We start from the raw sequence: 24,367 nt of genomic DNA, 5'->3' as shown, positions 1-24,367 counted from the left end.
GTGCCGCACCACTGACTTCGCCAAAAAGGACATATGACCATGACTTCCACCGGATCGAACGCTGCCGATCGGACCGCGCGCATGGAACGCGCTACCAGTGAATCGTCAGTGCTCGTGGAGATCAACCTTGACGGCACGGGTGTCTCAGACATCGACACGTCTGTCCCGTTCTACGACCACATGTTGACGGCGCTGTGCAAGCACTCGCTCATCGACATGACGGTCAAGGCCACCGGTGACATCCACATCGACGTCCACCACACCGTGGAGGACGTCGCCATCACGTTCGGTGAAGTCCTGCGCACAGCCCTGGGCAACAAAGCCGGGATCCGCAGGTTCGGGGAAGCCACAGTTCCCCTGGACGAGGCACTGGCCCACGCCGTGGTTGATGTCTCCGGCCGCCCATACCTGGTCCACGGGGGCGAGCCCGCCGGGCAGGAATACCACCTGATCGGCGGCCACTTCACAGGGTCACTCACCCGCCACGTCTTCGAGGCCATCACCTTGCACGCCGGCATCTGCCTGCACATGAACGTCATTGCCGGGCGGGATCCCCACCACATCGTCGAGGCCCAGTTCAAGGCTTTCGCGCGCGCCCTGCGCGCCGCCGTCGAGCCTGATCCGCGCGTGGAGGGAATTCCGTCCACCAAGGGTGCCCTGTGAGTGGCCAGATCCTCCGGGACGGCGCCGTGATCGATCCTGCTGCCGGTAAGAAGCCCGTTTCGCCTGAAGGTAAGCCCACTGTCACGGTGCTTGACTACGGATCCGGCAACGTCCGTTCAGCCGTGCGTGCGCTGGAGCGGGCCGGCGCCGAGGTTCTCCTCAGTTCCAAACCCGAGGACGTCCTGAACGCTGACGGGCTCGTAGTTCCCGGCGTGGGAGCCTTCGAGACCGTCATGCGCGAGCTCAAGGCAGTGGACGGCATCCGCCTGATCGGCAGGCGCGTGGCCGGAGGCCGCCCCGTCCTGGCGATCTGCGTCGGCCTGCAGGTGCTGTTTGAGGCCGGCGTGGAACACGGGACCGAAGCTGAGGGAATGGGGGAGTGGCCCGGCAAGGTGGAACTGCTTCCCGCCGACGTTGTGCCGCACATGGGCTGGAACACCGTGGACGTCCCGCAGGGGTCCAAGCTGTTCGCCGGCGTGGAGCAGGAACGCTTCTACTTCGTACATTCCTACGGCGTCCAGGAATGGGACTTCGACGTTATCCAGCCAAGGATGACCGCGCCGCAGGTGACCTGGTCAGAGCATGGTGCCCGTTTCATCGCCGCGGTGGAGAACGGGCCGCTCTGCGCCACCCAGTTCCACCCCGAAAAATCCGGGGACGCCGGTGCCCGCCTGCTGCGGAACTGGGTGGATGGCCTCCGCAAGAAGGGGCCCACGGAAACGGCACCTACGGAAAAAGCACCCGCGGATGGCGACTCCTGAATGTGGTCGATTATCCTCATGGGCCTCGCCGGCCTCCTGGTAGGCGGCGCGCTGTCCTTCCGGCAGCAGCACAAACCGCTGTGGACCCAGATCAGCTTCTACGTCCTGGCCGGAATGTCGTTGCTGGCCGCGTACCTGCTGACACTTCCCGGCGCCTGACGCCGCCTGGCTGACGCCCGCCTGCCCGGAGCGGCCAGGAACACACCAAGGCACCAACCAGCCAAGCTCTTTCCAGTAACACCACACCGAAGAGGATTTGAGATGACCACCGCAACCGATCTGCCGGTTCTCGAACTGCTGCCCGCCGTCGACGTCGTCAATGGCCAGGCCGTAAGGCTGGTCCAGGGGGAAGCCGGCAGCGAAACCAGCTATGGGACCCCGCTCGACGCTGCCCTCAACTGGCAGGAGCAAGGCGCGGAATGGGTCCACCTGGTGGACCTTGACGCTGCCTTCGGCCGCGGCTCCAACGCAGACCTGCTCCGCGAAGTAGTGGGCCGGCTGGACATCAAGGTGGAGCTGTCCGGTGGGCTCCGGGACGACGAATCGCTGGAGGCGGCACTGGATCTGGGCGTGGCCCGGGTCAACCTCGGCACCGCAGCGCTGGAAAACCCGGAGTGGACCCGGCGGGCCATCGAACGCTTCGGCGACAAAATCGCCGTCGGGCTCGACGTCCGCGGGACTACCCTGGCCGGCCGGGGCTGGACCAAGGAAGGTGGCGACCTCTGGGAGGTCCTGGGGCGGCTTGAAGAAGCCGGCTGCGCCCGCTACGTGGTCACGGACGTCACCAAGGACGGAACCCTTCAGGGGCCTAACGTCGAGCTGCTGCGCCGGATGGTGGAAAAGACCGGCAAGCCGGTGGTGGCTTCAGGCGGCATCTCCAGCCTGGATGACCTTAAGGTGCTCCGGTCCCTCGTCCCGCTGGGCGTGGAGGGCGCCATCGTGGGCAAGGCCCTGTACGCAGGTGCATTCACGCTGCCCGAAGCGCTTGACGTCGCCGGACGCCGCTAGCCGGCCCCGTGGACACCACCCCCAGCCAGGCGGCCGCGGGAGACACGCCGGCGCGCCACCTTCCCGGCCATATCGCCGCCGCGCTGGCGGGCGCGGGCGGCCCCACTGATTCGGCCGGCCGGCCGTGGGAGGGCCGCAGCCTCGCCGGAGACGATTCGAAGATCCACAATTTCGAGAACGACGACGGCACCGCCGATGCCGGATACCTCGCGGCCGTTGCGGCCCTGGTCCAAGGCAGCGGCGACGAAGCGGCAGTGGTGGCTTCGCTGGCAACCAGCCGTGTCTTCATTCCGATCATCGCCCAGCTCGGTGCTGAGGCTGCCGGCGTGGACGGCCTCACGGCCGACAAGCAGGCGGACATGGCCCTGGTGATGTTGAAGGCGGCCGACGGCAGGACCGCCATGCCGGCCTTCACCTCGGCCCAGGCCCTGGCTTCCTGGCACCCTGACGCCCGCCCGGTGGCGGTTTATGCTGCCAGGGCCGCCCTCTCTGCAGTGTCGGAACAGGCGGAACTGATGGTGCTTGATCCCGGCTCGGACGTCACCCTGGTGGTCCGCCGGCCCGCACTCTGGGCGCTGGCCCAGCAACAGCAGTGGGTCCCCTCCTACGCTGATCCCGCATTGGCCGCGGAAATGACCGCGGCAGCTGCAGGTTTCCCTGCGGTCCGCAGCATCTCCCTGCGCCCGGGCTCCGGGATCGCTGCCGTCACCGGCACAGGGGCGCAGCTTGCAGGGGGAGGGGCAGGACCTGAACTTCAAGTGGTGCTCTACCTCGCCGACGGACTCGATGCCCCGGCAGTCCAGGAGCTGGTTTCCGGTCTCCAGCAGGAGTGGTCCCGGAATGTATTGTTTGGAGAGCGCGTTGACTCCCTGGAGATCAAGTTGCGGCGCGCGTCGCACTAGCTGACCGTCGGCACGGAGATCCCGGGCTGCCGTCAGCAGACCCAAAGGATTCTTGTGAACTTCGCCCTTTACCGGGAGCTGCTGGCCGTTCAGCGCATCCGGCGCCTGCTTATTGTGGGCATGATCGCCCGCATCCCCCATTCGGCGGCCGGCGTTCTACTCACCCTGCACATCGTCCTCACCCTGGACAAGGGTTATGCCGCTGCCGGCGCTGCAGCGGCGGTGATGACCATCGGCATCGCCGTGGGAGCCCCTTGGCGCGGCCGGCGAGTGGACACAGTGGGCCTGCGCAGGGCGCTGATCCCGTCGGTGGTCTCCGAAACCATCATCTGGTCCGTTGTGCCGCACGTGTCCTACGAGTGGCTGCTGCCACTGGTGTTCGTCGGTGGCCTGCTGACCCTGCCGATCTTCAGCGTGGTGAGGCAGTCCTTGGGCGTCCTTGCCGACGGCAACCAGCGGCGTACGGCGTTCGCCCTCGATGCCATCACCACCGAAGTGGTCTTCATGATCGGTCCGGCGGCCGGAGCCGTGGTTGCCACGAGCGGCTTCACTGTCGCGGGGCTCACCGTGGTGGGGGTGTCCACTTCCTTGGCGGGGCTGTTCCTCATGTGGTTCAACCCGCCCACCCGGAGCGCGGTCCCCTCGGCCGAGGGCGCGTCGGACCAGCGCCATGCAGCCGAAATGGCCGTGGTCTCAGCCGCCCCTGCCCACCTCCAGGAGGCCGCGGCCGATCTTGTTCCCGCCGGCACGCCACAGGGCCCGGCCAGGCGCCCGGGCCTGCGGGGCAGAGTCTCGGGAAGCTTCACCTGGTTTACAGCGACAGTGGCCGCCGTTTTTGCAGTGGCAGCAGGGGCGGGAATGGTCCTGAGTGGCTCGGACGTGGGCATTGTTGCGGCGCTGGAAATTGGTGGCCACCAAGGCGAAATAGGAATTGTTTTCCTGTTCTGGTGTGCCGCATCGGTCGTGGGCGGCCTGGTGTATGGAGCCATGCACCGGCCGGTGTCGCCCATCGTCCTGCTGCTGGGAATGGCCGCACTGACCATCCCCATGGGGTTCGCCCAGGACACCTGGACCCTGGCAGCCCTGTCGGTGCTCCCGGGACTCCTGTGCGCGCCCGTGCTGTCAGCGGCTTCCGAGAAGGTCGCCGAACTCGTGCCCGAGGACCGTCGTGGCGAGGCGATGGGCTGGTACGGCTCCGCCCTGACCGGCGGCGTGGCCCTGGGTGCCCCGCTGGCCGGGGTCTTCATCGACGGCGTGGGTCCTGCCGGCGGATTCATCTCCGTGGGTGTGGGCGGAGTTGCACTGTGCCTGGTGGGCCTGCTGCTCCAGGCGGTGCGACGCCGCCGCGCGGCTGTCTGACATCCACAAGGACCTCAAGCACGACGGCGGCGGACGGACCGTGTGGTCCGTCCGCCGCCGTCGTCGTACTTCTTTGTGCCGGCCCCCTTTGCCTCGGGGCAGTGCGCGCCTAGTTGACGGCGCCGGTGTATTTCTCGCCGGGGCCCTTGCCCGGGGCGTCCGGAATGATGGACTCTTCGCGGAAGGCGAGCTGAAGAGACCGCAGGCCATCGCGCAACGGGCCGGCGTGCTGGGAGCCGATTTCGGGTGCCGCTGAGGTCACCAGGCCGGCCAGGGCCGTAATGAGTTTACGTGCCTCGTCCAGGTCCTTGAGTTCCTCGGCGTTGTCCTCGGCGGCAAGGCCCAGTTTCACGGCGGCGGCGCTCATGAGGTGGACGGCGGCCGTGGTGATGACCTCGATGGCCGGCACCTCCGAGATGTCGCGGATTTGCTGGGTCACGTCAGCCTTGGCATCAGGGGCCTCGAAAACGTGTGAATTACTGTCTGGAGTGCTCATACTGGTAAGCTTGTCACAGACCGACTGGATGTCGTTATTTTGCTGTGTAAGGTCCCACCGGCGCCAAGCTGCGCTGAGCGGGATTCTTTCTGTAGAATGGCATGCAGTTTGCAAGCGGAGTTCTCTCCCACCCGCGTCAGCCGTTTTCCCGCCGGAAGAAATTTCCTGGGAAGCAAGGTTGCCGGGTACCTGGTCGGGCATTTCCTGAGGCATTGCGCCGCAGGTTGTGCGCACAGCCCTCTTGGAGGAGCGTGCATCCGATCTTCGAGGCCTTCGATTGCTCCGGCAATTGGGGGCCTTCTCTATTTGCCGGTGGAATACCACATCAATCACAGGAGCTTTAACATTAGCGAGCCAAGAATCAATGAGCGTATCCGCGTCCCCGAGGTGCGGCTGGTCGGCCCTGCAGGTGAACAGGTAGGAATCGTCCGTATTGATGATGCCCTGCGTTTGGCTGCCGAGTCCGATCTTGATCTCGTTGAAGTTGCACCGCAGGCCAAGCCTCCGGTGTGCAAGCTGATGGACTTCGGCAAGTACAAGTACGAGGCCGCTGTCAAGGCACGTGAAGCCCGGAAGAACCAGACCAACACTGTTCTGAAGGAAATCCGCTTCCGCCTGAAGATCGACACCCACGATTACGAGACCAAGCGCGGCCATGCACTGCGCTTCCTCGGCGCCGGTGACAAGGTCAAGGCCATGATCCAGTTCCGTGGCCGTGAGCAGCAGCGTCCTGAGATGGGCATCCGCCTGCTTCAGCGCTTCGCCGACGACGTCGCCGAAGTGGGCGTTGTTGAGTCCAGCCCGCGTATCGATGGCCGCAACATGGTCATGGTGGTGGGCCCGCTCAAGAACAAGGCTGAAGCCAAAGCTGAAGCACGCCGTGCTACGCAGCGTGCAGAGGCCAAGGCCCAGAACGAAGCCAAGGCAACAGGCGGCGGGCGGGTCGACGTCTCCGGCGACGACCAGGCACCGTTCACGCAGTCGCTGGCCGACCTTCTGCCCGAAGGTTTCGCCATCACCACCGAGCCGGAAACGGAAGCGCAGGACACTGAGTCTGAAGCTGCCGGGACTGTTGCTGAAGAGTCTGAAGAAACGCAGGCTCCGGTAACCGAGGAAGCGCCGGCAAAGGCTGAGGCGCCCGTTGCGGCTTCCCCCGAGGCTTCCGCCACGGAGGCACCAGTGAAGGAAGCCGTCGCTGAGGCGGCTCCGAAGCAGGCAGCCCCGAAGCAGGCCGCGCCTAAGGCAGCTCCCAAGGCTGCCGCTCCCCGGCGTGAGGCTCCGAAGGCTGCCCCGGCAGCCGCTGCCAAGGCACCTGTGGCGGCGAAGCCTGCCGAAGCTGCGAAGCCTGCGGAAGCTGCCGCGCCGGCAGCTGCTCCGGCTCCGGCCGCTCCGAGGCCTCCGGTCCCGATGCCCAAGCCGGTAGCCCGGCCGGCAGCGCCGAAGCCTGCTGCAAGGCCTGCCCCTAAGGCAGCGCCGAAACCCGCCGGCAAGAAGACCACCTAGTTCAAAACTGTTGGAGGTTGTCCTCCCGCAGTACGCAACCAGCACGCCGCCTGCAGGGGTGGCTGCTCGAAGAACTGCAGACTATGTCTGTGGACACGTAAGGAGATCGGTTCCCATGCCGAAGATGAAGACCCACAGTGGTGCTAAGAAGCGCTTCAAGCTGACCGGCAGCGGCAAGCTGCGCCGCCAGCAGGCCAACCGCCGCCACTACCTCGAGCACAAGTCCTCCAGGCTGACTCGTCGCCTCGCCGGCGACAAGATCGTCTTCAAGGGTGACGCAAAGGTCATCCGGAAGATGCTCGGCATCTAAGTTCCAAGTTCTCTGACTGATGCCACCTGGCAGCAGTCAACTACCAAAAAGGCTTCTCAGGCCAGCCGGTCCTTTCCGGCAGTAGATGCTTGGGATCAGATTTTCGAAGGAGTACGCACGTGGCACGTGTGAAGAGGGCGGTCAACGCCCACAAGAAGCGCCGGGTTATCCTTGAACGCGCAAAGGGCTACCGTGGACAGCGTTCACGCCTGTACCGCAAGGCCAAAGAGCAGCTGCTGCACTCGTTTGTGTACAGCTACGGCGACCGCAAAAAGAAGAAGGGCGACTTCCGCCGCCTGTGGATCCAGCGTATCAACGCTGCATCCCGCGCCAACGGCCTGACGTACAACCGCCTGATCCAGGGCCTGAAGGCCGCTGAGGTCGAGGTTGACCGCCGTATGCTCGCTGAGCTGGCTGTCTCGGATGCCAACGCATTCGCCGCCCTGGTCAAGATTGCCAAGGACTCCCTGCCTGCTGACACGTCCGCTCCGGCCGTCCAGGCTGCGGCTCCCAAGGCTGCCAAGGCACCCAAGGCGAAGGCTGCAAAGCCGGCCGCTGAAGTGGCTGCCAAGTAGTTCCTGTTCGTCGTTCAAGCTCTGGTGGCTCCAGCCACTAAGGTTCTTGTATGAACGAAACCGGGCGCCCGCAAGATGATTCACTCTCCAACCCCCGAGCTGATCGGGTGAGGAAGGTGGCACAGCTTGCAGGGCGCCCGGCCCGTTTAAAGCGGGAGCAGTTCCTGGCTGAGGGGCCCCAGGCTGTGCGCGAAGCGCTGACGCTCCACCGGAAGCGGCTGGCGGCGGGGGAGCAGGGGATTGTCGAAGAGGTCTACGCGAGCGAGTCCTGCCTGGACCGGTACCCCGAATTCGAAGAGCTGGCGGAGGGAACCCCTGCCTATATCGCCACCGATGAAGTACTCGCCGCGATGGCGGATACGGTCACCCCGCAGGGCATCTTGGCTGTTTGCCGTTTCCTGGATGTCGGCATTGAAGAAGTGCTCGACGGCGGACCTCGCCTGATTGCCGTTCTGTGCCAGGTCAGGGACCCCGGAAACGCCGGTACTGTGCTGCGGGCTGCCGATGCCGCCGGGGCCGACGCCGTGGTGCTGACAGGTTCCAGCGTGGACATTTACAACCCCAAAGCGGTCCGTTCCACCGCGGGATCCATCTTCCACCTTCCGGTGGTCCTCGGCGCAGACGCTGCGGAAGTGGCCGCAGCCTGCCGCGCCCGGGGCATCGGGGTGCTGGCCGCTGACGGCTACGGGGACCTCAACCTGGACACCCTTCAGGACGAAAACGCCGCCCGCAGGACGGCAGGCCCAGCCGTCGAGTCGGTGTATGGGCTGGAGCGACCCACCGTTTGGCTGTTCGGAAACGAAGCCCAGGGGCTCTCGGAGGAAGAACTGGCCCTCGCTGACCACCGGGTGGCAGTGCCCGTCTACGGAGCCGCCGAGAGCCTCAACCTCGGGACAGCGGCGACGGTGTGCCTCTACGCCAGCGCCAGGGCCCAGAACGAAACCCATGCCGGCAGCCAGATAACCACTGGTTAGGACATCACCATTAAAAGGCAGGGCCCCGGATAAATCTCCGGGGCCCTTGCTGTATGAATAGGTGAGATGCCGGGAATCAGGGTGCGCGTGTGGTCTTGCCGCGTCCCGTGACGGCGCCATAGATGCCAACAACGAGCAGGCCACCTACGATCGCCAGAAGCCATGTACCGAGGTCGAAGAAGGACTCGACGCCCCTGCCAAACAGGAGGCTGCCAATCCAGCCGCCGACGATAGCACCAACGACGCCAAGGACGAGGCTGGTAACCCATCCGCCGCCCACCCTGCCGGGCATTACGGCTTTAACGATGGCCCCGACAATGAGGCCGAGAATAATCCAAGCAAGAAAACCCATGTCTCCTCCTTATTATTCGTCGGGAGTATTTGTCCCGATTGTGTTCAAGCTAACATAAGGCGACTTGGTTGTCAGCAGGCTTTGGGCCTGGCCGACCCGTGTTCTTCGAGCCTGAAAGGTACGGTGTTCATGAGCGAAGCCTTCACCGGCCCGGCAATGGTTTCTGCAGGTTTTCCAAACCCTGCACGCCAGTTCTTCCAACTCTGAAGAGGAGAGCCTCCGTGGCTGCAAATGGCGGTACCAATGCGATCGTGGCGGCTCTCGCAGCAAACCTGACGATCGCCGCCCTCAAGTTCGTTGCCTTTTTCCTGACGGCTTCCTCGTCGATGCTCGCAGAAGCCATCCATTCCATTGCCGACTCGGGGAACCAGTTGCTGCTGTTGATCGGCGGCAAGAGGGCCCGCAAGGAGGCAAGCGCGGAGCACCCCTTCGGGTACGGGCGCGAACGCTACATCTATGCATTCATCGTCTCGATAGTGCTTTTCAGCGTTGGCGGACTGTTTGCGCTGTATGAGGCCTGGGAGAAGATTCAGCATCCCCACGCGATCGAGGGCGACTTCTGGTGGGTTCCCCTGGCTGTTTTGATGGGGGCCATTGCGGCCGAGTCCTTCTCCTTCCGGACGGCAATCATCGAATCCAATCACGTTCGTGGGAAGCAGGGCTGGGTCAGTTTCGTGCGCACGGCCAAGCAGCCCGAACTGCCGGTCATTCTGTTGGAGGACCTCGGAGCACTTCTGGGCCTGATGTTCGCGCTGATCGGTGTGGGGATGACGCTGATCACCGGCAACGGGATCTGGGACGCTTTGGGTACTGCAATGATCGGCTTCCTGCTCGTGGCGATCGCCATCGTGCTGGCTATCGAAACCAAATCCCTGCTGCTGGGGGAATCAGCCACCCGCAACGACGTGGCCCGGATCAGCGAGGCTATCGAGGCAGGCGGAACAAACCGCATCATCCATCTGAAGACCCTCCACCTCGGACCGGAAGAGTTGCTCGTGGCAGCCAAAATTTCCGTGGGCGCTGCCGACACCGGCCGCGATATTGCTGCAGCCATCGACGAAGCGGAGGTCAGGATCCGGACGGCGGTTCCGATGGCCCAGGTGATCTATCTCGAACCCGATCTGCACCGGCACGAAAAGCAGGACAGCGGGCAGCGTCAGGCGGATGCGGGGCCCCAGGACGTCCTTCCCTGATGAGCCCTGGTGCTTCCCTGATTGGCCCTGGTCAAGACGCTGACGCATGCAGGATGACCGCCCATGCGGGCAGGGCAGCCCTACGCTGCGGTTGTGAAGCTCCTGGCCACGTGGTCCGGGATCAGGTGGCCAGCGGCTTTTTGCGTTCGAGGAGGCCGCTGATGACTGCCACGGCCAGGCCCAGGATGGCCAGCACCGCACCAACAAGCGCGGGTGCCACGAAGCCCCAACCCCAGGCGATCACCAGACCGCCGAGGAAGGCACCCAACGCGTTGGCCACGTTCAGTGCAGCATGGTTCAGCGAAGAGGCAAGGGACGGGGCGTCCGGTGAGGCGTCCAGCAGGCGGGTCTGGAGGGCCGGGATCAGCAGGGAGCCGGAGGCCCCCACCACAAAGACCATCACCAACGCGGACCACGGCCAGTGCGCGGCGATAGCGTAGACAACGAGGGCAACAGCGATTCCAGGCAGTACCCAATACAACGTCCCCATCACGGACTTGTCAGCCAGCCTGCCGCCCACCACGGTGCCGGCCACCATGCCGAGTCCATACAGCGCCACCACAACGGGAAGCAACCAGGCGGGGATGCCTGCCACCAGGGTCATGGTGTGCGCAATGTAGGTGTACGTGGCGAAGAAGCCGCCAAAGCCCACGATGCCGATCAGGATGGCCAGCCAGACCTGAAGACGCTTAAGGGCACCGAGTTCGCGGCGGATGCTCGCGTCCGGGTGGGCGGGCTGGAAGGGGACATACCTCCAGAGCAGGAAAAGCGTGAGCAGGCCGATGGCGCCCACGAGCAGGAAAAGCAGCCGCCAGCCAAAGGTCTGGCCTACCCAGGTGGCAGCTGGAACGCCGACGACGTTTGAGACCGACAGGCCGGCCATCACCATCGAAATGGCCCAGCCGCGCCGGTTTGCGGGAACGAGCGACGCTGCAATCACCGCCGCAACACCGAAGAAGGCTCCATGCGGCAGGCCGGCCGCGAACCGGGAAACGAGCATCATCCCGTAATCCGGGGCGATGTAAGACAGCAGGTTCGCCAGCGTGAAGAAGAGCATCAGCCCCAGCGCGAGGTGCTTCCGCGGGAGCCGGGCCCCTACGGCGGCAAGAAGCGGCGCACCCACCACCACGCCCAGTGCGTACGCGGAGATAAGGTGTCCGGCTTCGGGAGTGCTGATGTTCAGCCCCTGTTCGACCTCCCGGAGCAGACCCATCATGGTGAACTCCGTGACCCCGATCCCGACGCCGCCCATCGCCAGCGCGAAAATGGCGGCCGCGATCCTGGGAGTGCCCTTCTGGGGAATAGTGGGAGTCTGGACGATGCTGCTCATGTGCCTGCTTTTCAAAGGATTCCGGAATGTCTCTCCATGAAATTGTCCCTTATGGCCGTGTGGGCACCGGACCGCCCTCCCTGCGCCGGCAGCCCCTCCGCCATAGAATGATGAAGTGACTGGACTGATACAGGTAGTTGGCGGCGCCGTGGTGGATTCCCTGACGGAGCCCGCCCGAATGCTGGTGGCCCGGCGCAGTGCTCCCGAACAGTTCGCCGGGATGTGGGAATTTCCGGGTGGAAAGATTGAGCCCGGCGAAGCCCCTGAGGCCGCACTCCACCGGGAGCTCCGGGAAGAGCTCGGGATCGGAGTCCGGCTCGGATCCGAGCTGCCGGGCGAAACAGAGGCAGGGTGGCCACTGAACGCCCGTGCCACCATGCGGGTCTGGCTGGCCGAGATCACTGACGGCGAACCGCACCCCCTTGAGGACCACGACGAATTACGGTGGGTAGGGCTGGCGGACCATGCCGGCGTGCTGGGCCTTCCGTGGATCCCCGCCGATTACCCGATCGTCCAGGCCCTGCTCCGCTCCATCAGCCCTGAGGCACTGACGTCCCGGACACCTTGAGCCGGCAAGCGCAGGAAGAGCACGGCCGCTGACGCCGCCGTCATGCCAGGCCGGCGCGGCCAAGGCACACAGTTCAGAAAAGCGTTGGCTGCCGGCGGAGCCCTTCCGCCGGATGATCCGAGGCCACCTCTGCTGTGTTGGAGTCACCGTTCCAGGAGTTCGGCAGGCTTCCGGCGGGGTAGTGCGCTTCCTCGCCGCGGGGATCGTCCTCCAGATCACGGTGGCTGAAGCCGTGGGAACCTGAGAAGCCGTGCCGTTGCTTGAAGTACCGCACCTTCGCGGCAAGCCACGCTCGGTATTCCTTGGAGGCATATGATCCGGTTCCGTAGAGTCGCCGGTAGCGGCCTGCGAGTTCCGGGTGGTTTTTGGCGACCCACTGCATGAACCATTCCCGCGTGCCGGGCTTCAGGTACAGGGCCCCCGCCGTTACGCCGGTGGCGCCGGCCGCTGCCAGGGAACTGAAAAGGGAATCAAGTGCTTCGTCGCTGTCCGAAAGCCACGGCAGGATGGGCATGGCCATCACGCCGCAGGGAAGTCCGGCCTCCCTCAGCCGGGAGACCAGCTTGAGCCTGGCGCGTGGACCGGGGGTGCCGGGCTCCACCGCCTCGGACAGGGCCTCGTCCGTCATGGCCAGCGAAATGCCCACTCCCACGGGAACCTGTGCGGCGGCCCGCTTCAGGAGGGGAATATCGCGGGCGAGCAAGGTTCCCTTGGTGAGGATGGACAGCGGTGTGCCGGAGTCGGCAAGCGCCGTGATGATGCCCGGCATCAGCTGGTAACGTCCCTCGGCGCGCTGGTATGGGTCCGTGTTGGTGCCCAGTGCCACCTGGTGGCGGCCCCAGGACGGCTTGGCCAGCTCTTTCCGGAGGACCTCCGCAGCGTTGACCTTGACCACCACCTGGCTGTCGAAATCCAGCCCGGCGTCGAAGTCGAGGTAGGTGTGGCTTTTCCGGGCGAAACAGTAGACGCAGGCGTGGCTGCAGCCGCGGTACGGGTTGACGGTCCACTCGAACGGCATCTTTGAACCGGCAACCACCTTGTTGAGCACCGATTTGGCGGTGACCTCATGGAAGGTGATTCCGGCGAACTCGGGAGTGGTGACGGAGCGGACCAGGCCGGCCAGGGGGAGCAGCGCAGGCACGGGTCCGGTTCCGGCCCCTTCGGCGGACGGCGGCAACAGTGCTTGTGCATCCCATCTCATGCCTCTATTCGAAGATATGTTCGAATGAATGTCAAGGACCGACGCACCCCTGTCCGCCAGTGGAGTGGCCTGCCTCGGCCACCAGGACCCGTTGGCAGGGCCCTGGGCGCGAACCCTAGCCCAGGAGCTCCCACACCACAGTGATGGTGGCGGCGATGTTTGCCTGCCCTGCTTCTACGCTGAGGGCTTCGGTTGCGGCGGCCCGCTTGATCCGCGCCACGGGAACGGCGCCTGGCAGATCGGCGTGTTCGGCAACAGAGACCACGGCGCCAAGCCGGGCCGAGGCAAGCGAGGCAAACTGTTCGGCAGCGGCAACCGCATCCTCCCAGGCAGCCGCACGGGCAAGCGCCACCACCGCGGACTCATCCGAGAAACCGAGTTCGAGACCGTTCAGCCGGACGTCGTCGCCGCCGGCCTCAATCACGTCCCCAATCACCGCGGAGGCCGAAGCAACCTGCCGCAAACGCACTGACAGCATGCTCGATGCCACGTACCCGGCGACCCGCTGGCCTTCGCCATCGCGCCAGATGAGCTCAGGCCGCACGTTCAGCCCGGACGTCCGGATGTCAGCATCACCCACCCCGTGCTGCCGCAGGACGCCGGACACGGCCGAGGATGCCGTTCCTGCCTCCGAATACGCGGCACCCACGCTGTCCCGCCGGCATTCGACCCCCACAGACATGGTCAGCAGGTCAGGTGGCGCCTCGGCAGTTCCTGTTCCCGTTACCGTGATGGTCCTGGCGCTGGGCTGGTCCGGCATGGCTAAACCTCAATTCCGCCGGCATCGCGGGGAGCCGGCCTTGGTGTCCTCCTGTCAGGGTAGCCGCCGGCCGCCAGGCCCGCCTGCCGCTCGAAGAAATTCGCCGACGCCGGATCACCGGTCCGGAGGATAGACCAGCCGGCGGCCAGGAAATAGAGCGGAAGGAACGGCGCCCCCAGGCAGCAGGCGTACTGGCTGCAGTGTTTTTCCTCGTGTCCAAGGAGTTCCCTGTTAGAGATGAGCTGTTCGGTCCTGATCCGGGAGAGGATCACGTTGCCCAACGTGAACGCGCCCGCATACGGCAGCCGCCACCGGTATCCGGAAGCGATGATGAGCCCCCTCGGGCCCTGGCTGATGGACGTTCCGGCCGCCAAGGCAACTGCCAGGCCCAGGAGAGTTGTGCCATTGACCACGTTGGCAACCTGCCTGGCCCGCTGCCGTGCCGTCAGGTGCCCCTGCGTTACACGCTGGAGTCCAGCCGTCCGCTCTGCTGCCCGGCGCCGCCGTTGTGTCATGAGGACATGGTAACCGGGGCATTCAATTAGACTGGACGATAGTGGCCGCCGGTAGTTCCAGTGGCCCTGACCTGGTCACCGGGTGCCTCCATCGCACATGGATCCGCATTCGTGACCTGCCAGTGACGGATGCGCTGCCGGGAAACCGCTCGCGGCTGTGCTGGCCATTGAGGAAATTCATCAGCCCCGACTCGTAGCTAAGAACAGTAGATGTCTGAAACTTTGCCGGGCGCCGCCATCCCGAACCCAACGGATGAAGCCGCCATCACTGCCGCTGTAGACCAGGCCATCGCCGCCATTGCCGGCGCCGGCACCCTCGACGAACTCAAGGCGGTGAGGCTGGCCCATACCGGTGAGAAGTCACCGCTCAGCCTGGCCAACCGTGAAATCGGTGGCCTGCCGAAGGACCGGAAAGCCATAGCCGGCAAGCTGATGGGTTCGTCCCGTGGCCGGGTCAACAAGGCGCTCGCGGACCGCACGGCCGAGCTGGAAGCCGAAAACGACGCCCGGATCCTGCTCGAAGAGACAGTGGACGTCACGGCCGCCCCCCGCCGTCGTCGGGCAGGCGCCCGGCACCCGCTGTCCACGCTCCAGGACCGCGTGGCGGACATCTTTGTCGGCATGGGCTGGGAAATTGCCGAAGGGCCCGAGGTGGAATCCGAGTGGTTCAACTTTGACGCCCTGAACTTCAAGCCCGATCACCCGGCCCGCGAAATGCAGGACACCTTCTTTGTGGAGCCTCCTGAAGCGCACCTGCTGATGCGTACCCACACTTCCCCGGTGCAGGTCCGCTCCATGCTGGAACGCGAACTGCCCATCTACGTCCTGTGCCCGGGCAAGGTGTTCCGCACCGACGAACTCGACGCCACCCACACACCGGTGTTCCACCAGTTCGAAGGCCTTGCCATCGACAAAAAGCTCAGCATGGCCGACCTCCGCGGCACGCTGGAGCACTTCGCCCGGCAGATGTTCGGCGACGAAGCCCAGATCCGCCTGCGCCCCAACTACTTCCCGTTCACCGAGCCATCGGCCGAGCTGGACATCTGGCACCCCGGCGCCAAGGGCGGCCCGCGCTGGATCGAGTGGGGCGGCTGCGGCATGGTCAACCCCAACGTGCTCCGCGCGGCGGGCATCGACCCCGACATCTATTCAGGTTTTGCTTTCGGCATGGGCATTGAACGCACCCTTATGTTCCGCAACGAGGTGGGCGACATGCGCGACATGATCGAAGGCGACGTACGTTTCAGCGAGCACTTCGGGATGGAGATCTAACAGTGCGTATTCCAATTTCATGGCTGCGTGAATTCGCAGAGGTACCGGCCGGAGCAACGGCCGAAGAGGTCATGGCAGAACTGGTCAAGGTCGGTTTTGAAGAGGAGGACGTCCACCGCCCCACGGACGCCCTGCAGGGTCCGATTGTGGTGGGCCAGGTACTCAGCCTGGTCAAGGAGCCGCAGTCCAACGGCAAGACCATTAACTGGTGCCAGGTCCGCGTTGTCCCCGAAGGCCAGGAACAGACCCTCACCGGCGATGGCATCGACCCCTCCGGTGTGCAGGGGATCATCTGCGGCGCCCACAACTTCGTCGAAGGCGACAAAGTGGTGGTCACCCTCCCCGGCGCCGTGCTGCCCGGCGATTTCCGCATCTCCGCACGCAAGACCTACGGCCACCTGTCCGCCGGCATGATCGCCTCCGTGCGGGAGCTCGGGATCGGCGAGGACCACGACGGTATCCTGGTGCTGTCCCGCATCGGGCTGGACCCGGAAATCGGCATCGACGCCATGGACCTGCTGGGCCTGTATGACGAAGCGGCCGAGATCAACGTGACCCCGGACCGCGGCTACGCCTTCTCCATCCGCGGCGTTGCCCGCGAATACGCCCACGCCACCGGAACGTCCTTCACGGATCCCGCCGCCAAGGTCAACGCGCCGGCGGAGCTCTCCGGCGGCTACGGCGTCAAGCTCAACGACGACGCCCCCATCTACGGCAAGCCCGGCTGCGACCGCTTTGTGGCCCGCACCGTCCGCGGCGTGGACGCCACCCGGCCCACTCCACCGTGGATGACCTCCCGGCTCCGCCTCGCAGGGATCCGCTCCATCTCCCTGCCGGTGGACATTTCCAACTACGTCATGCTGGAGCTCGGCCAGCCCACGCACTGCTACGACCAGGACAAGCTGTCCGGCGACATCGTGGTGCGTCGGGCAATCGCGGGGGAGAAGATCACCACCCTTGATGACAAGGAACGCGCGCTTGACGTCGAGGACCTCCTGATCACCGACGGCTCCGGTGCGATCGGCATCGCCGGCGTGATGGGCGGCGCGGCAACAGAGGTGAGCGATTCGACGTCGAACGTCCTGGTTGAAGCAGCACATTTCGACGAGGTATCCATCGGCCGCTCCCGCCGCCGCCACAAGCTGCCCTCCGAGGCCTCCAAGCGCTTCGAACGGGGCGTCGACTGGCAGGTTGCCGGTATTGCTGCGCAGCGGGTCGTTGACCTCCTCGTGGAGCTCGCCGGCGGTGTCGCTGACGAGGCAGGGACCGACGTCGGGACGTCCCCGGACGCCGTAACCATCACCCTGCCTGCGGCCTTCGCCGCCCAACGGATCGGCATCGATTTCACCGAGGAGCAGATAGTCACCTCCCTGGAAGACCTCGGCGCCACCGTGGAGAAGAACGACGGCGGCTGGACGGTGACGGCGCCCAGCTGGCGCAACGACCTGGAGACCAAGGAAGACCTCTCCGAGGAAATCGCCCGCCTGGTTGGCTACGACAACATCCCCGCCACGCTTCCTGTGGCCCCTCCGGGACGGGGCCTGACCCGCGTACAGCAGCAGCGCCGCCGGCTGATCCAGGCGCTCGCGGACGCGGGGCTCACCGAGGTCCTGGCCTACCCGTTCGTCTCCAAGGCTGCCAACGACACGTTCGGCGTTGCCGGGCAGGGGGCTGAACGGAGCGCGGTCAAGCTGGCCAACCCGATCAGCGAGGAGCACGGCTACCTGCGGACGTCCATCCTGCCCGGACTCATCGAGGTGGCCAAGCGCAACCACTCCCGCGGTTTCCGCGACCTGGCGCTTTTTGAAGCGGGCCTGGTCTTCCTGCCCGGTGGAACCGTGGGAACGGCGTCCATCCCGCCGCTGGGCGTCAGGCCTTCCGACGAGGTGCTGGATGCCCTGTACGACGGCGTTCCGGACCAGCCGCTCTACGTCGCCGCGGTCCTGACCGGCCACGATTCCCCTGCCGCAGCCAACCACGCCCCCCGCGTATGGGACTGGGCGGATGCGCTGGATATCGCCCGGCTGGCAGGTGACGTCCTTGGTGTTGAGGTAGTGGCCAGCCAAGGCGCCCACCAGGCGTTCCACCCGGGCCGCGCCGCGCAACTGTCCCTGCGCACCGGCGAAGTGATCGGTTACGCCGGCGAGCTGCACCCGAAACTCCTGGCTGCGCACGACATGCCTGCCCGCTCGGTGGCACTGGAGTTCAACGCGGACGCCCTGTTCGAAGCAGCAGCGGATGTCATCGTGGCCCGCCACATCTCCACGTTCCCGGTGGCCACCCAGGATGTGGCCCTGGTAGTGCCGCAGGATGTTCCGGCCGCGCACGTCCTGGAGGCGCTTCGCGAAGGTGCCGGCGAGCTGCTGGAAGACGTTGCGCTGTTCGACGTCTACGTGGGCAAAGGCATCGAAGAAGGCAGGAAGTCGCTCGCGTTCGGCCTGCGCTTCCGGGCAACGGACCGGACGCTGACAGCGGACGAGGCATCGGCTGCACGGGCGGGCGCCGTGGCCCTGGCCGCCGAGCGCTTCGGTGCCGTCCAGCGCTAGGAGCGGGACGGATATGACGGGGACGCTGCCACCGGTTCCCGTCCTGCGCGCCTGCCCTCCCGGCTCCACGGGAGGGCAGGACCCGACGCCGGCTCTGCCGCCATTGCTGGACCCGGTTGAGCTTGAGCGCGCCGCCGCCCTCGCTCCCGGGCCGCGGGCCGGGTTTATGGCGGGCCGGCTGGCCCTGCGACGGTTCGCCGCAGAGCTTCTCGACGTCCCGGCGCCGGACCTCACAACCCATTTCAGTTGTCCCCGCTGCGGAGCGGGCCCCGCGCTGGCACATGGCCGGCCCGGCTACACGCTGCGGGGGGAGCCGCTGCCGCTGGCGCTGAGCCTGTCCCGGAGTTCGGGATGGATCCTGCTGGGCGCGGTGGTCGATCCACCACCCGGAACCGACATCGGAGTGGACCTGGAGGACCCGTCCCGGCTCGATTTTGACGGGTTCGACGCGGTGGCCCTGACAGCCTGTGAAAGGGCGCACGTGGCCGGGCTGGCCGGACGGACCCTGCTGCAGGAACGTGCCCGCTTATGGGCCCGCAAGGAAGCCTGGCTCAAAATGACGGGCGTGGGGCTCAGTACGGCTCCGGAAACCCTGGATGTTCTCTTCCGCCCGGAAATCCGGGACCTGCTGCCAGGGGAGGCGGGCCTCCCGCCGTACCTCCGGGCCGCCGTCGCGTTGTCCGGCCCCGTGCTGTGATGGCTACTGCGGGCTGACCGGCAGCGGCGGGAGTGCTGTTTCATGCAGCCACGGGTGCAACAGGGCCTCTGAGTCCAGGCCTGTGGTCCGGTCAGCGGCGAGAATGAATCCTGCGGTGGAGACGGAACTGTGGCGGTTGGCGCTCGTCCAGTCCTGCAGCAGGGCAAAAAAGGCCAGGTCGCCGCACCGAAGCCGCAGGGCGTGGAGGGCCAGGGCTCCCCGCTTGTAGACGCGGTCATCGAACATCAGCTCCGGCCCCGGATCGCCAACGGTGATGTCCTGCCGGCCGGCGGCCAGCTTCCGCCAGGCCGCGGCAGCGCGCTGCGCGACCGGTAGGACGCCTGCTTCCTCGGACCAGATCCACTCCGCGTAGCAGGCGAACCCCTCATGAAGCCAGATATCAGCCCAGGACGCCGCGGTCAGCGAGTTCCCGAACCACTGGTGCGCCAGCTCGTGGGCGATCAGCCGCTGGGATTCCCAATCCTGCTCCAGATGGTTCCGGCCGAAGATGGAAAGGGTCTGCGCCTCAAGCGGAATCTCTAGTTCGTCCTCGGTGACCACCACCGTGTATTCAGGGAAAGGGTAGGGCCCGAAACAGTTGGTGAAGGTGAGCATCATCTCCCGCTGCCTTGCCAGGCCCTGGCGGGCCGAATCGGCCAGCATTGCCGGCACAGCTACGAACTGCGGCACATGTCCGTCCAAAGAGGGGCCAGCCAGGGTCAGAAATTCGTAGCGGCCGATCTGGACGGTTGCAAGGTAAGTGGCCATGGGCTCGGCCTGCTCGTAGACCCAGGTCTCGCGGCTTGCCCGGCTGGTGTGCGAGATCAGCTCTCCGTTACAGACAGCGCGGTAGTTGGCGTCGGTGGTGACACTGATCCGGTAGCTGGCCTTATCCCGCGGGTGGTCGTTGCAGGGGAACCACGACGCGGCGCCGTTGGGCTGGCCGGCCACCAGGACGCCGTCGGTAAGCTCCTCCCAGCCCACTTCTCCCCAGAGCCCGCGGCGGGGAGCGGGGCTGCCTTCATACCGGATGTCCAGGGTGAAGTGTTCGCCGGCCGGCAGGGCGGCATCAGGGACGATCACCAGCTGTTCGGCGCGCTGGCTGAACTTGCGCACCCTCCGGCCGCCGAGCTGGATCTTGGTGGCGCGGAGTCCGGCCAGGTCCAGCACCAGTGCAGCGGTGGGGTACTGGGTGACGGCGTGCAGGACCGCGCGCCCGCTCAGGCGGTTGGTGCTGAGCTTGTAATCAAGGTCCAGCTCATAACGGCTGACGCGGTACGCATTCGTGCCATGGCCGGGCATGTAGGGATCAGGTGCGGCGGCCGCTTGCTCCGGGGTGAAGACTGGGCCCGCCGCCGTACTCGGGCTTGGTGCAGTGGAACTCATAAGACTGTCTTTCCTTGCAGGAATGGCGGGGCAGTTGGAATGCTATTTTGGCTTCGCGGCAGGGGACGCGGGGCCGCTCCAGGGGCTCACCGGGTTGCCCATCCAGTACGTGGAGGCAGGAACGGATTCACCCCGCATGACCAGCGACGCGGGGCCCACTGTTCCACCGCTGCCAATGCTTGCCTGCGGAAGGATAATGCCGTGAGGACCCATGGTGGCTCCATCTTCGAGCGTAACAGTGTCCAGGCTCATCACCCGGTCATGGAACAGATGGGTCTGGACCACGCAGCCCCGGTTGACCGTGGAGTTCCGTCCCAGGCTCACCAGATCCGCTTCGGGAAGCCAGTAGCTTTCGCACCAGGTACCGCGGCCGATCCGTGCGCCGAGCGCCCGGAGCCACCAGACCAGGGCCGGCGTGCCGCTGGCGGCGCGGGCAAACCAGTAGGCGCTGACCATCTCGATGAAGGTGTCCACCACTTCATTGCGCCAGATAAATGAACTCCACAGCGGGTGCTCCCCGGCACGGATCCTGCCCACCAGGATCCATTTCGCGACGACGGCGCTGACGGCAGCGGCTGCCCCGGCCACGAGCATCACCACGCCGCCCAGGGCTGCGGCAGCCCAGTAGCTGTAGGTGGCAGCCAGCCAGTCCAGGGCCAGCATCACGCCGACGGCGACCGATACCGTGACCACCACCGGAATGAAACGGCCCAGCTCCCACAGGCTGCGGGCGAATTTGAGCCGCAACGGCGGCTGGTAAGTGCGGGTGTCGTCTGAGGCGATGGCCGTGCGCCGGAGCCGCACCGGCGGGCTGCCAAGCCATGATGTCCCCGCCTTGGCTTTGGCCGGCGTCGCCGACAGTACAGCCACCAGAGAATTCTTGGGGACGTTCCGGCCGGCTGCAGTCATGCCGGAGTTGCCCAGGAAGGAACGCTTGCCGATCTTCGCCGGCGCAATCCGCAACCATCCGCCGTCGAGCTCGTAGGATGCCACCATGGTGTCGTCCGCCAGGAAGGCTCCCTCGCCCACGGTGGTCATCTTGGGAATCAGCAGCACTGTGGAGGCCTCGACGTTCCTGCCGATCCTGGCACCCAGCAGGCGAAGCCAGACAGGGGTGAAAAGGCTCGCGTAGATCGGGAACAGCAGGTCGCGGGCCAGGTCCAGGACCCGTTCGGTGGCCCAGATCTGCCAGCCGATCCGGCTGCGCACGCGGTAGTAGCCCTCGGCGAGGCCGATTCCCAGCAGCCGGGTGGTGACCAGGATGAGCACAAGGTTGACCAGGAACCAGGCCAGGGCCGCAGGAGGGAGGGCGAGCAGGATCTGTGGCACCGCCGAGGACAGCGATTCCCTGCCACGGATGAAGGAGAAGATGACCATCGCCGCCGCCGCGGCGGATAGGTAAGGAATGAGTGCCAGGACGGCTGAGGCAAGGGCGAAGCCCACGAACCACAGACGGCTTATCAGCGGGTGTTCTACCGCAGTGTCCGGCCATGAATGTTTGGCCTTGCCGCGGCGCTCGGCCGGTGACCCGGCGACCTGGTGTCCGGCCTTCACCTTCCCGAGCACCGCGGAACCCGGCTCAACATGGGCGCCCGCGCCGATCGAGGCGCCGGGCATCAAGGTGCTGCGCGCCCCCACGCTGGCCCCTGCACCGATGTGGATGGCTCCGATGTGGACTACGTCCCCGTCGATCCACCAGCCGGAGAGATCCACCTCGGGCTCGACGTTGCAGCCGCTGCCCAATGAAAGCAGGCCAGTGACCGGCGGCATGGAGTGCAGCTGGACGTTGTTGCCTATCCTGGCGCCCAGGGCCCGGGCGTAATACGGCACCCACGGCGCGCTGGCCAGGCTGACGGCGCCCGCCAGATCCTGGATCTGCTCTGTCAGCCAGAGGCTCAGGTGGACCTTCCCGGAACGCGGATACGTTCCCGGCGTGACCTTCCGCAGCAGGATCCGGGCCGCCGCCACGGAAATGAGCATCCGGCCAATGGGCGAGACGAAAACCAGCCATGATGCGCCCACCCACCACCAGGACACCGTGGGTGCGGCACTGAAACCGGCGAACGCGGACAGCATGTTGTTTGCCGTCATCAGGTAGGTCAGCCAGCGCATCCCCACGAGGATATGAAGGGGAATGCCCATCAGGGTCTGGAAGATCTGGGACTTCAGCGTCGTGGGGCGGACCGTCCTGACCGGGACGGGTCCCGGGGCCATGCCCTCCGGAAGGGAGAGGCGGGCCGTGTCAATCAGCGCCCCGATTCTGGGCGTCGCGTAGATATCGGCGACTGTGATGGTGGGGTAGCGCACCCTGAGCGCGGAGACGAGTTGTGCTGCAGACAGCGAGCCGCCGCCGTAAGCGAAGAAATCGGCGTCGAGGCTGGTCACCTGACTGCCCAGGACGGCCGCCCATTGTTCGGCCACCCAGGCAGCGTCCTCGGGGAGGTTCAGGGGTGCAGCGTCAGCTTCGGCGGCGCCCGTCCCGGTCAGGGGCCAGGGGAGTGAGTGGCGGTCAACCTTGCCGCTGGTCTTGGTGGGCAGCGACTCGACCACGGTCAGCAGCGGAATGAGCGGGGCGGGCAGGCTGGCTGTGAGGAGCCCGCGGGCGGCCACAAGGTCCAGGTCCGCGTCCGCTGCCGCGAGGTAGCCGACGAGGATCTGGTTGCCCGCTGCGGTCGTCCTGACCGCCGCGGCGGCGCCGGCCACGTGGGGCAGGGACTGCAGGGCGGCGTCTATTTCACCCAGTTCGATCCGGCGGCCACCCAGTTTGACCTGTTCGTCGGCGCGGCCCATAAAAATCAGGCCCGCAGGCTCGTAGCGGACGAGGTCGCCGGAACGGTAGGCGCGGTCCCAGCCGAAAGCGGGCATCGGGGCGTACTTCTCGCGGTCCTTGCCAGCATCCAGGTAGCGGGCCAGCCCGACGCCGCCAATGATCAGTTCGCCTATCCCGCCCTCTCCGACGGGCAGCCCCTCAGTGTCAACCACTGCCAGGTCCCACCCGTCGAGCGGCAAACCGATGCGGACCGGACCGGTGCCGCCCAGGGGTGCGGCGCAGGCCACCACGGTGGCCTCGGTGGGCCCATAGGTGTTCCAGACTTCGCGGCCGGGAACGGCGAGCCGTTCCGCGAGTTCCGGCGGGCACGCCTCACCGCCGAAAATCAGCAGGCGGACGCTCTCCAAGGACTCTGCCGGCCAGAGGGCTGCGAGGGTGGGGACTGTGGACACGGCGGTGATGCCGTGGTTGATGAGCCATGGGCCGAGGTCCGTGCCCGTCCTGACCAGCGCACGCGGTGCGGGCACGAGGCAGGCTCCATGCCGCCATGCGAGCCACATTTCCTCACAGGACGCATCAAAAGCGACCGAAAGCCCGGCCAGTACCCGGTCCTGCGGGCCGAGGGGTTCATCCGCGAGGAAAATCCTGGCTTCGGCATCCACGAAGGCCGCGGCGGAGCGGTGCTGAACGGCCACGCCCTTCGGGGTACCGGTGGATCCGGAGGTAAAAATCACCCACGCGTCATCATCCGGCAGGGCAGACCGGCGCTCGGCAGTGCGGTACTGGGTGGAAGCACGCTGGATGGAATCACGCTCAGCGCCGCGGCGCTCGCTTCCCGGCCCGGGACCGGGCCCATCTAAGTTTCCGGGCGCGGGCCCGGAAACAGTGACGGTGTCCGCACCAGTCAGGACGGCTGCCACCCGGGCCTCGCCAAAAACGAGCCGGGCACGTTCCTCGGGATCGTCCGCATCCACGGGCACGTAGGCGGCGCCGATGTGGAGGATGGCAAGGATGGAGATGTAGAGCCCGGCGGTGCCGGAAGGAATCCGGACGCCGATTTTGTCCCCGGCACCGAGCCCGGCTGCCTGCAGCTCCCGCCCCTTGGCCCTGACAGCGGCCAGGAGCTCGGCATAACTCAGGGAACGCCGGCCGTCGTCGAGCGCCGAAGCTTCAGGGAACCGGGCGGCCGTGTCCTCAAGGATGGCCATCAGCGTCCGCTCGGGAGG

The 24,367-nt window shown here is 66.1% G+C and carries 23 protein-coding genes; 15 read left to right on the top strand and 8 right to left on the bottom strand.

Annotation, left to right across the window (positions count from 1 at the left end; all coding sequences use genetic code 11):
- The first annotated feature begins 39 nt into the window (after window positions 1-39).
- The 6 genes from hisB (at window position 40) to AC1MCA_RS02890 (ending at window position 4,693) form a co-directional block, all read left to right on the top strand.
- Complete coding sequence (gene hisB, locus AC1MCA_RS02915) at window positions 40-663, top strand: imidazoleglycerol-phosphate dehydratase HisB (protein ID WP_108600641.1); 624 nt, start codon at window positions 40-42, stop codon at window positions 661-663.
- Complete coding sequence (gene hisH, locus AC1MCA_RS02910) at window positions 660-1,424, top strand: imidazole glycerol phosphate synthase subunit HisH (RefSeq protein ID WP_479801095.1); 765 nt, start codon at window positions 660-662, stop codon at window positions 1,422-1,424. The genes hisB and hisH overlap by 4 nt, the downstream gene beginning before the upstream one ends.
- A complete protein-coding gene (locus tag AC1MCA_RS02905; RefSeq protein WP_479801093.1) occupies window positions 1,425-1,583 on the top strand; it encodes a hypothetical protein in 159 nt (52 codons plus the stop codon).
- A 102-nt stretch (window positions 1,584-1,685) separates the two neighbouring features.
- The gene (gene priA, locus AC1MCA_RS02900) at window positions 1,686-2,432 is read left to right on the top strand and encodes a bifunctional 1-(5-phosphoribosyl)-5-((5-phosphoribosylamino)methylideneamino)imidazole-4-carboxamide isomerase/phosphoribosylanthranilate isomerase PriA (protein WP_479801091.1); all 747 of its coding nucleotides are present in this window, start codon (window positions 1,686-1,688) and stop codon (window positions 2,430-2,432) included.
- An 8-nt stretch (window positions 2,433-2,440) separates the two neighbouring features.
- Window positions 2,441-3,334, top strand: a complete 894-nt coding sequence (locus tag AC1MCA_RS02895; RefSeq protein WP_479801089.1) for an SseB family protein — start codon at window positions 2,441-2,443, stop codon at window positions 3,332-3,334.
- Between the two features lie 54 nt (window positions 3,335-3,388).
- Window positions 3,389-4,693, top strand: coding sequence for an MFS transporter (locus AC1MCA_RS02890; protein ID WP_479801087.1), 1,305 nt, complete (start codon window positions 3,389-3,391; stop codon window positions 4,691-4,693).
- Window positions 4,694-4,802: 109 nt separating this feature from the next.
- On the opposite strand, the gene AC1MCA_RS02885 is transcribed toward AC1MCA_RS02890, so the two are convergent.
- Window positions 4,803-5,189 (bottom strand): DUF1844 domain-containing protein, encoded by a 387-nt coding sequence (locus AC1MCA_RS02885; protein ID WP_058929458.1) that lies wholly within the window; start codon window positions 5,187-5,189, stop codon window positions 4,803-4,805.
- A gap of 387 nt (window positions 5,190-5,576) precedes the next feature.
- Between AC1MCA_RS02885 and infC the strand changes: the two genes are divergently transcribed.
- The 4 genes from infC to AC1MCA_RS02865 all read left to right on the top strand — a co-directional run bounded on the left by infC (window position 5,577) and on the right by AC1MCA_RS02865 (window position 8,551).
- Entirely contained in the window at window positions 5,577-6,692 is a 1,116-nt protein-coding gene (gene infC, locus AC1MCA_RS02880) for a translation initiation factor IF-3 (protein WP_479801085.1), read from the top strand.
- A 115-nt stretch (window positions 6,693-6,807) separates the two neighbouring features.
- On the top strand, window positions 6,808-7,002 hold the full coding sequence (gene rpmI, locus AC1MCA_RS02875; protein ID WP_009358635.1) for a 50S ribosomal protein L35: 195 nt from the start codon (window positions 6,808-6,810) through the stop codon (window positions 7,000-7,002).
- A gap of 119 nt (window positions 7,003-7,121) precedes the next feature.
- Window positions 7,122-7,577, top strand: coding sequence for a 50S ribosomal protein L20 (gene rplT, locus AC1MCA_RS02870; protein WP_108599178.1), 456 nt, complete (start codon window positions 7,122-7,124; stop codon window positions 7,575-7,577).
- A 50-nt stretch (window positions 7,578-7,627) separates the two neighbouring features.
- Window positions 7,628-8,551, top strand: a complete 924-nt coding sequence (locus AC1MCA_RS02865) for a TrmH family RNA methyltransferase (protein WP_479801083.1) — start codon at window positions 7,628-7,630, stop codon at window positions 8,549-8,551.
- 76 nt (window positions 8,552-8,627) lie between these two features.
- Here AC1MCA_RS02865 and AC1MCA_RS02860 read toward each other — a convergent pair whose 3' ends face one another.
- Window positions 8,628-8,903 carry a GlsB/YeaQ/YmgE family stress response membrane protein gene (locus tag AC1MCA_RS02860; protein ID WP_108599180.1) on the bottom strand — a complete coding sequence of 92 codons (276 nt, stop codon included), beginning with the start codon at window positions 8,901-8,903 and terminating at the stop codon, window positions 8,628-8,630.
- A 221-nt stretch (window positions 8,904-9,124) separates the two neighbouring features.
- Here AC1MCA_RS02860 and AC1MCA_RS02855 point away from each other — a divergent pair, with 221 nt between their 5' ends.
- On the top strand, window positions 9,125-10,096 hold the full coding sequence (locus AC1MCA_RS02855; RefSeq protein WP_479801081.1) for a cation diffusion facilitator family transporter: 972 nt from the start codon (window positions 9,125-9,127) through the stop codon (window positions 10,094-10,096).
- Between the two features lie 121 nt (window positions 10,097-10,217).
- Here the strand turns inward: AC1MCA_RS02855 and AC1MCA_RS02850 are convergent, their stop codons facing one another.
- The gene (locus AC1MCA_RS02850; RefSeq protein ID WP_479801079.1) at window positions 10,218-11,426 is read right to left on the bottom strand and encodes an MFS transporter; all 1,209 of its coding nucleotides are present in this window, start codon (window positions 11,424-11,426) and stop codon (window positions 10,218-10,220) included.
- Between the two features lie 115 nt (window positions 11,427-11,541).
- Here AC1MCA_RS02850 and AC1MCA_RS02845 point away from each other — a divergent pair, with 115 nt between their 5' ends.
- Window positions 11,542-11,994, top strand: a complete 453-nt coding sequence (locus AC1MCA_RS02845; RefSeq protein ID WP_479801077.1) for a (deoxy)nucleoside triphosphate pyrophosphohydrolase — start codon at window positions 11,542-11,544, stop codon at window positions 11,992-11,994.
- 73 nt (window positions 11,995-12,067) lie between these two features.
- On the opposite strand, the gene AC1MCA_RS02840 is transcribed toward AC1MCA_RS02845, so the two are convergent.
- The 3 genes from AC1MCA_RS02840 to AC1MCA_RS02830 form a co-directional block, all read right to left on the bottom strand.
- Complete coding sequence (locus AC1MCA_RS02840) at window positions 12,068-13,195, bottom strand: Rv2578c family radical SAM protein (RefSeq protein ID WP_479801075.1); 1,128 nt, start codon at window positions 13,193-13,195, stop codon at window positions 12,068-12,070.
- A gap of 115 nt (window positions 13,196-13,310) precedes the next feature.
- Window positions 13,311-13,955 carry an SIMPL domain-containing protein gene (locus tag AC1MCA_RS02835; protein WP_479801073.1) on the bottom strand — a complete coding sequence of 215 codons (645 nt, stop codon included), beginning with the start codon at window positions 13,953-13,955 and terminating at the stop codon, window positions 13,311-13,313.
- Window positions 13,956-13,957: 2 nt separating this feature from the next.
- The gene (locus tag AC1MCA_RS02830; RefSeq protein ID WP_108599524.1) at window positions 13,958-14,404 is read right to left on the bottom strand and encodes a hypothetical protein; all 447 of its coding nucleotides are present in this window, start codon (window positions 14,402-14,404) and stop codon (window positions 13,958-13,960) included.
- A gap of 276 nt (window positions 14,405-14,680) precedes the next feature.
- Here AC1MCA_RS02830 and pheS point away from each other — a divergent pair, with 276 nt between their 5' ends.
- The 3 genes from pheS to AC1MCA_RS02815 are packed head-to-tail and all read left to right on the top strand — an operon-like array spanning window position 14,681 to window position 18,985.
- Window positions 14,681-15,742, top strand: coding sequence for a phenylalanine--tRNA ligase subunit alpha (gene pheS, locus AC1MCA_RS02825; protein WP_479801071.1), 1,062 nt, complete (start codon window positions 14,681-14,683; stop codon window positions 15,740-15,742).
- A gap of 2 nt (window positions 15,743-15,744) precedes the next feature.
- A complete protein-coding gene (gene pheT, locus AC1MCA_RS02820; RefSeq protein WP_479801069.1) occupies window positions 15,745-18,288 on the top strand; it encodes a phenylalanine--tRNA ligase subunit beta in 2,544 nt (847 codons plus the stop codon).
- Window positions 18,289-18,301: 13 nt separating this feature from the next.
- Window positions 18,302-18,985 (top strand): 4'-phosphopantetheinyl transferase family protein, encoded by a 684-nt coding sequence (locus AC1MCA_RS02815; protein WP_479801066.1) that lies wholly within the window; start codon window positions 18,302-18,304, stop codon window positions 18,983-18,985.
- A 3-nt stretch (window positions 18,986-18,988) separates the two neighbouring features.
- Here AC1MCA_RS02815 and AC1MCA_RS02810 read toward each other — a convergent pair whose 3' ends face one another.
- Window positions 18,989-20,371 carry a M1 family metallopeptidase gene (locus tag AC1MCA_RS02810; RefSeq protein ID WP_479801064.1) on the bottom strand — a complete coding sequence of 461 codons (1,383 nt, stop codon included), beginning with the start codon at window positions 20,369-20,371 and terminating at the stop codon, window positions 18,989-18,991.
- A gap of 42 nt (window positions 20,372-20,413) precedes the next feature.
- On the bottom strand, window positions 20,414-24,349 hold the full coding sequence (locus tag AC1MCA_RS02805; RefSeq protein ID WP_479803260.1) for a Pls/PosA family non-ribosomal peptide synthetase: 3,936 nt from the start codon (window positions 24,347-24,349) through the stop codon (window positions 20,414-20,416).
- Window positions 24,350-24,367: the final 18 nt, after the last annotated feature.

It is taken from the genome of Arthrobacter sp. BK1 (genome assembly GCF_056680055.1).
This window is presented reverse-complemented; position numbering and strand designations above follow the sequence as displayed.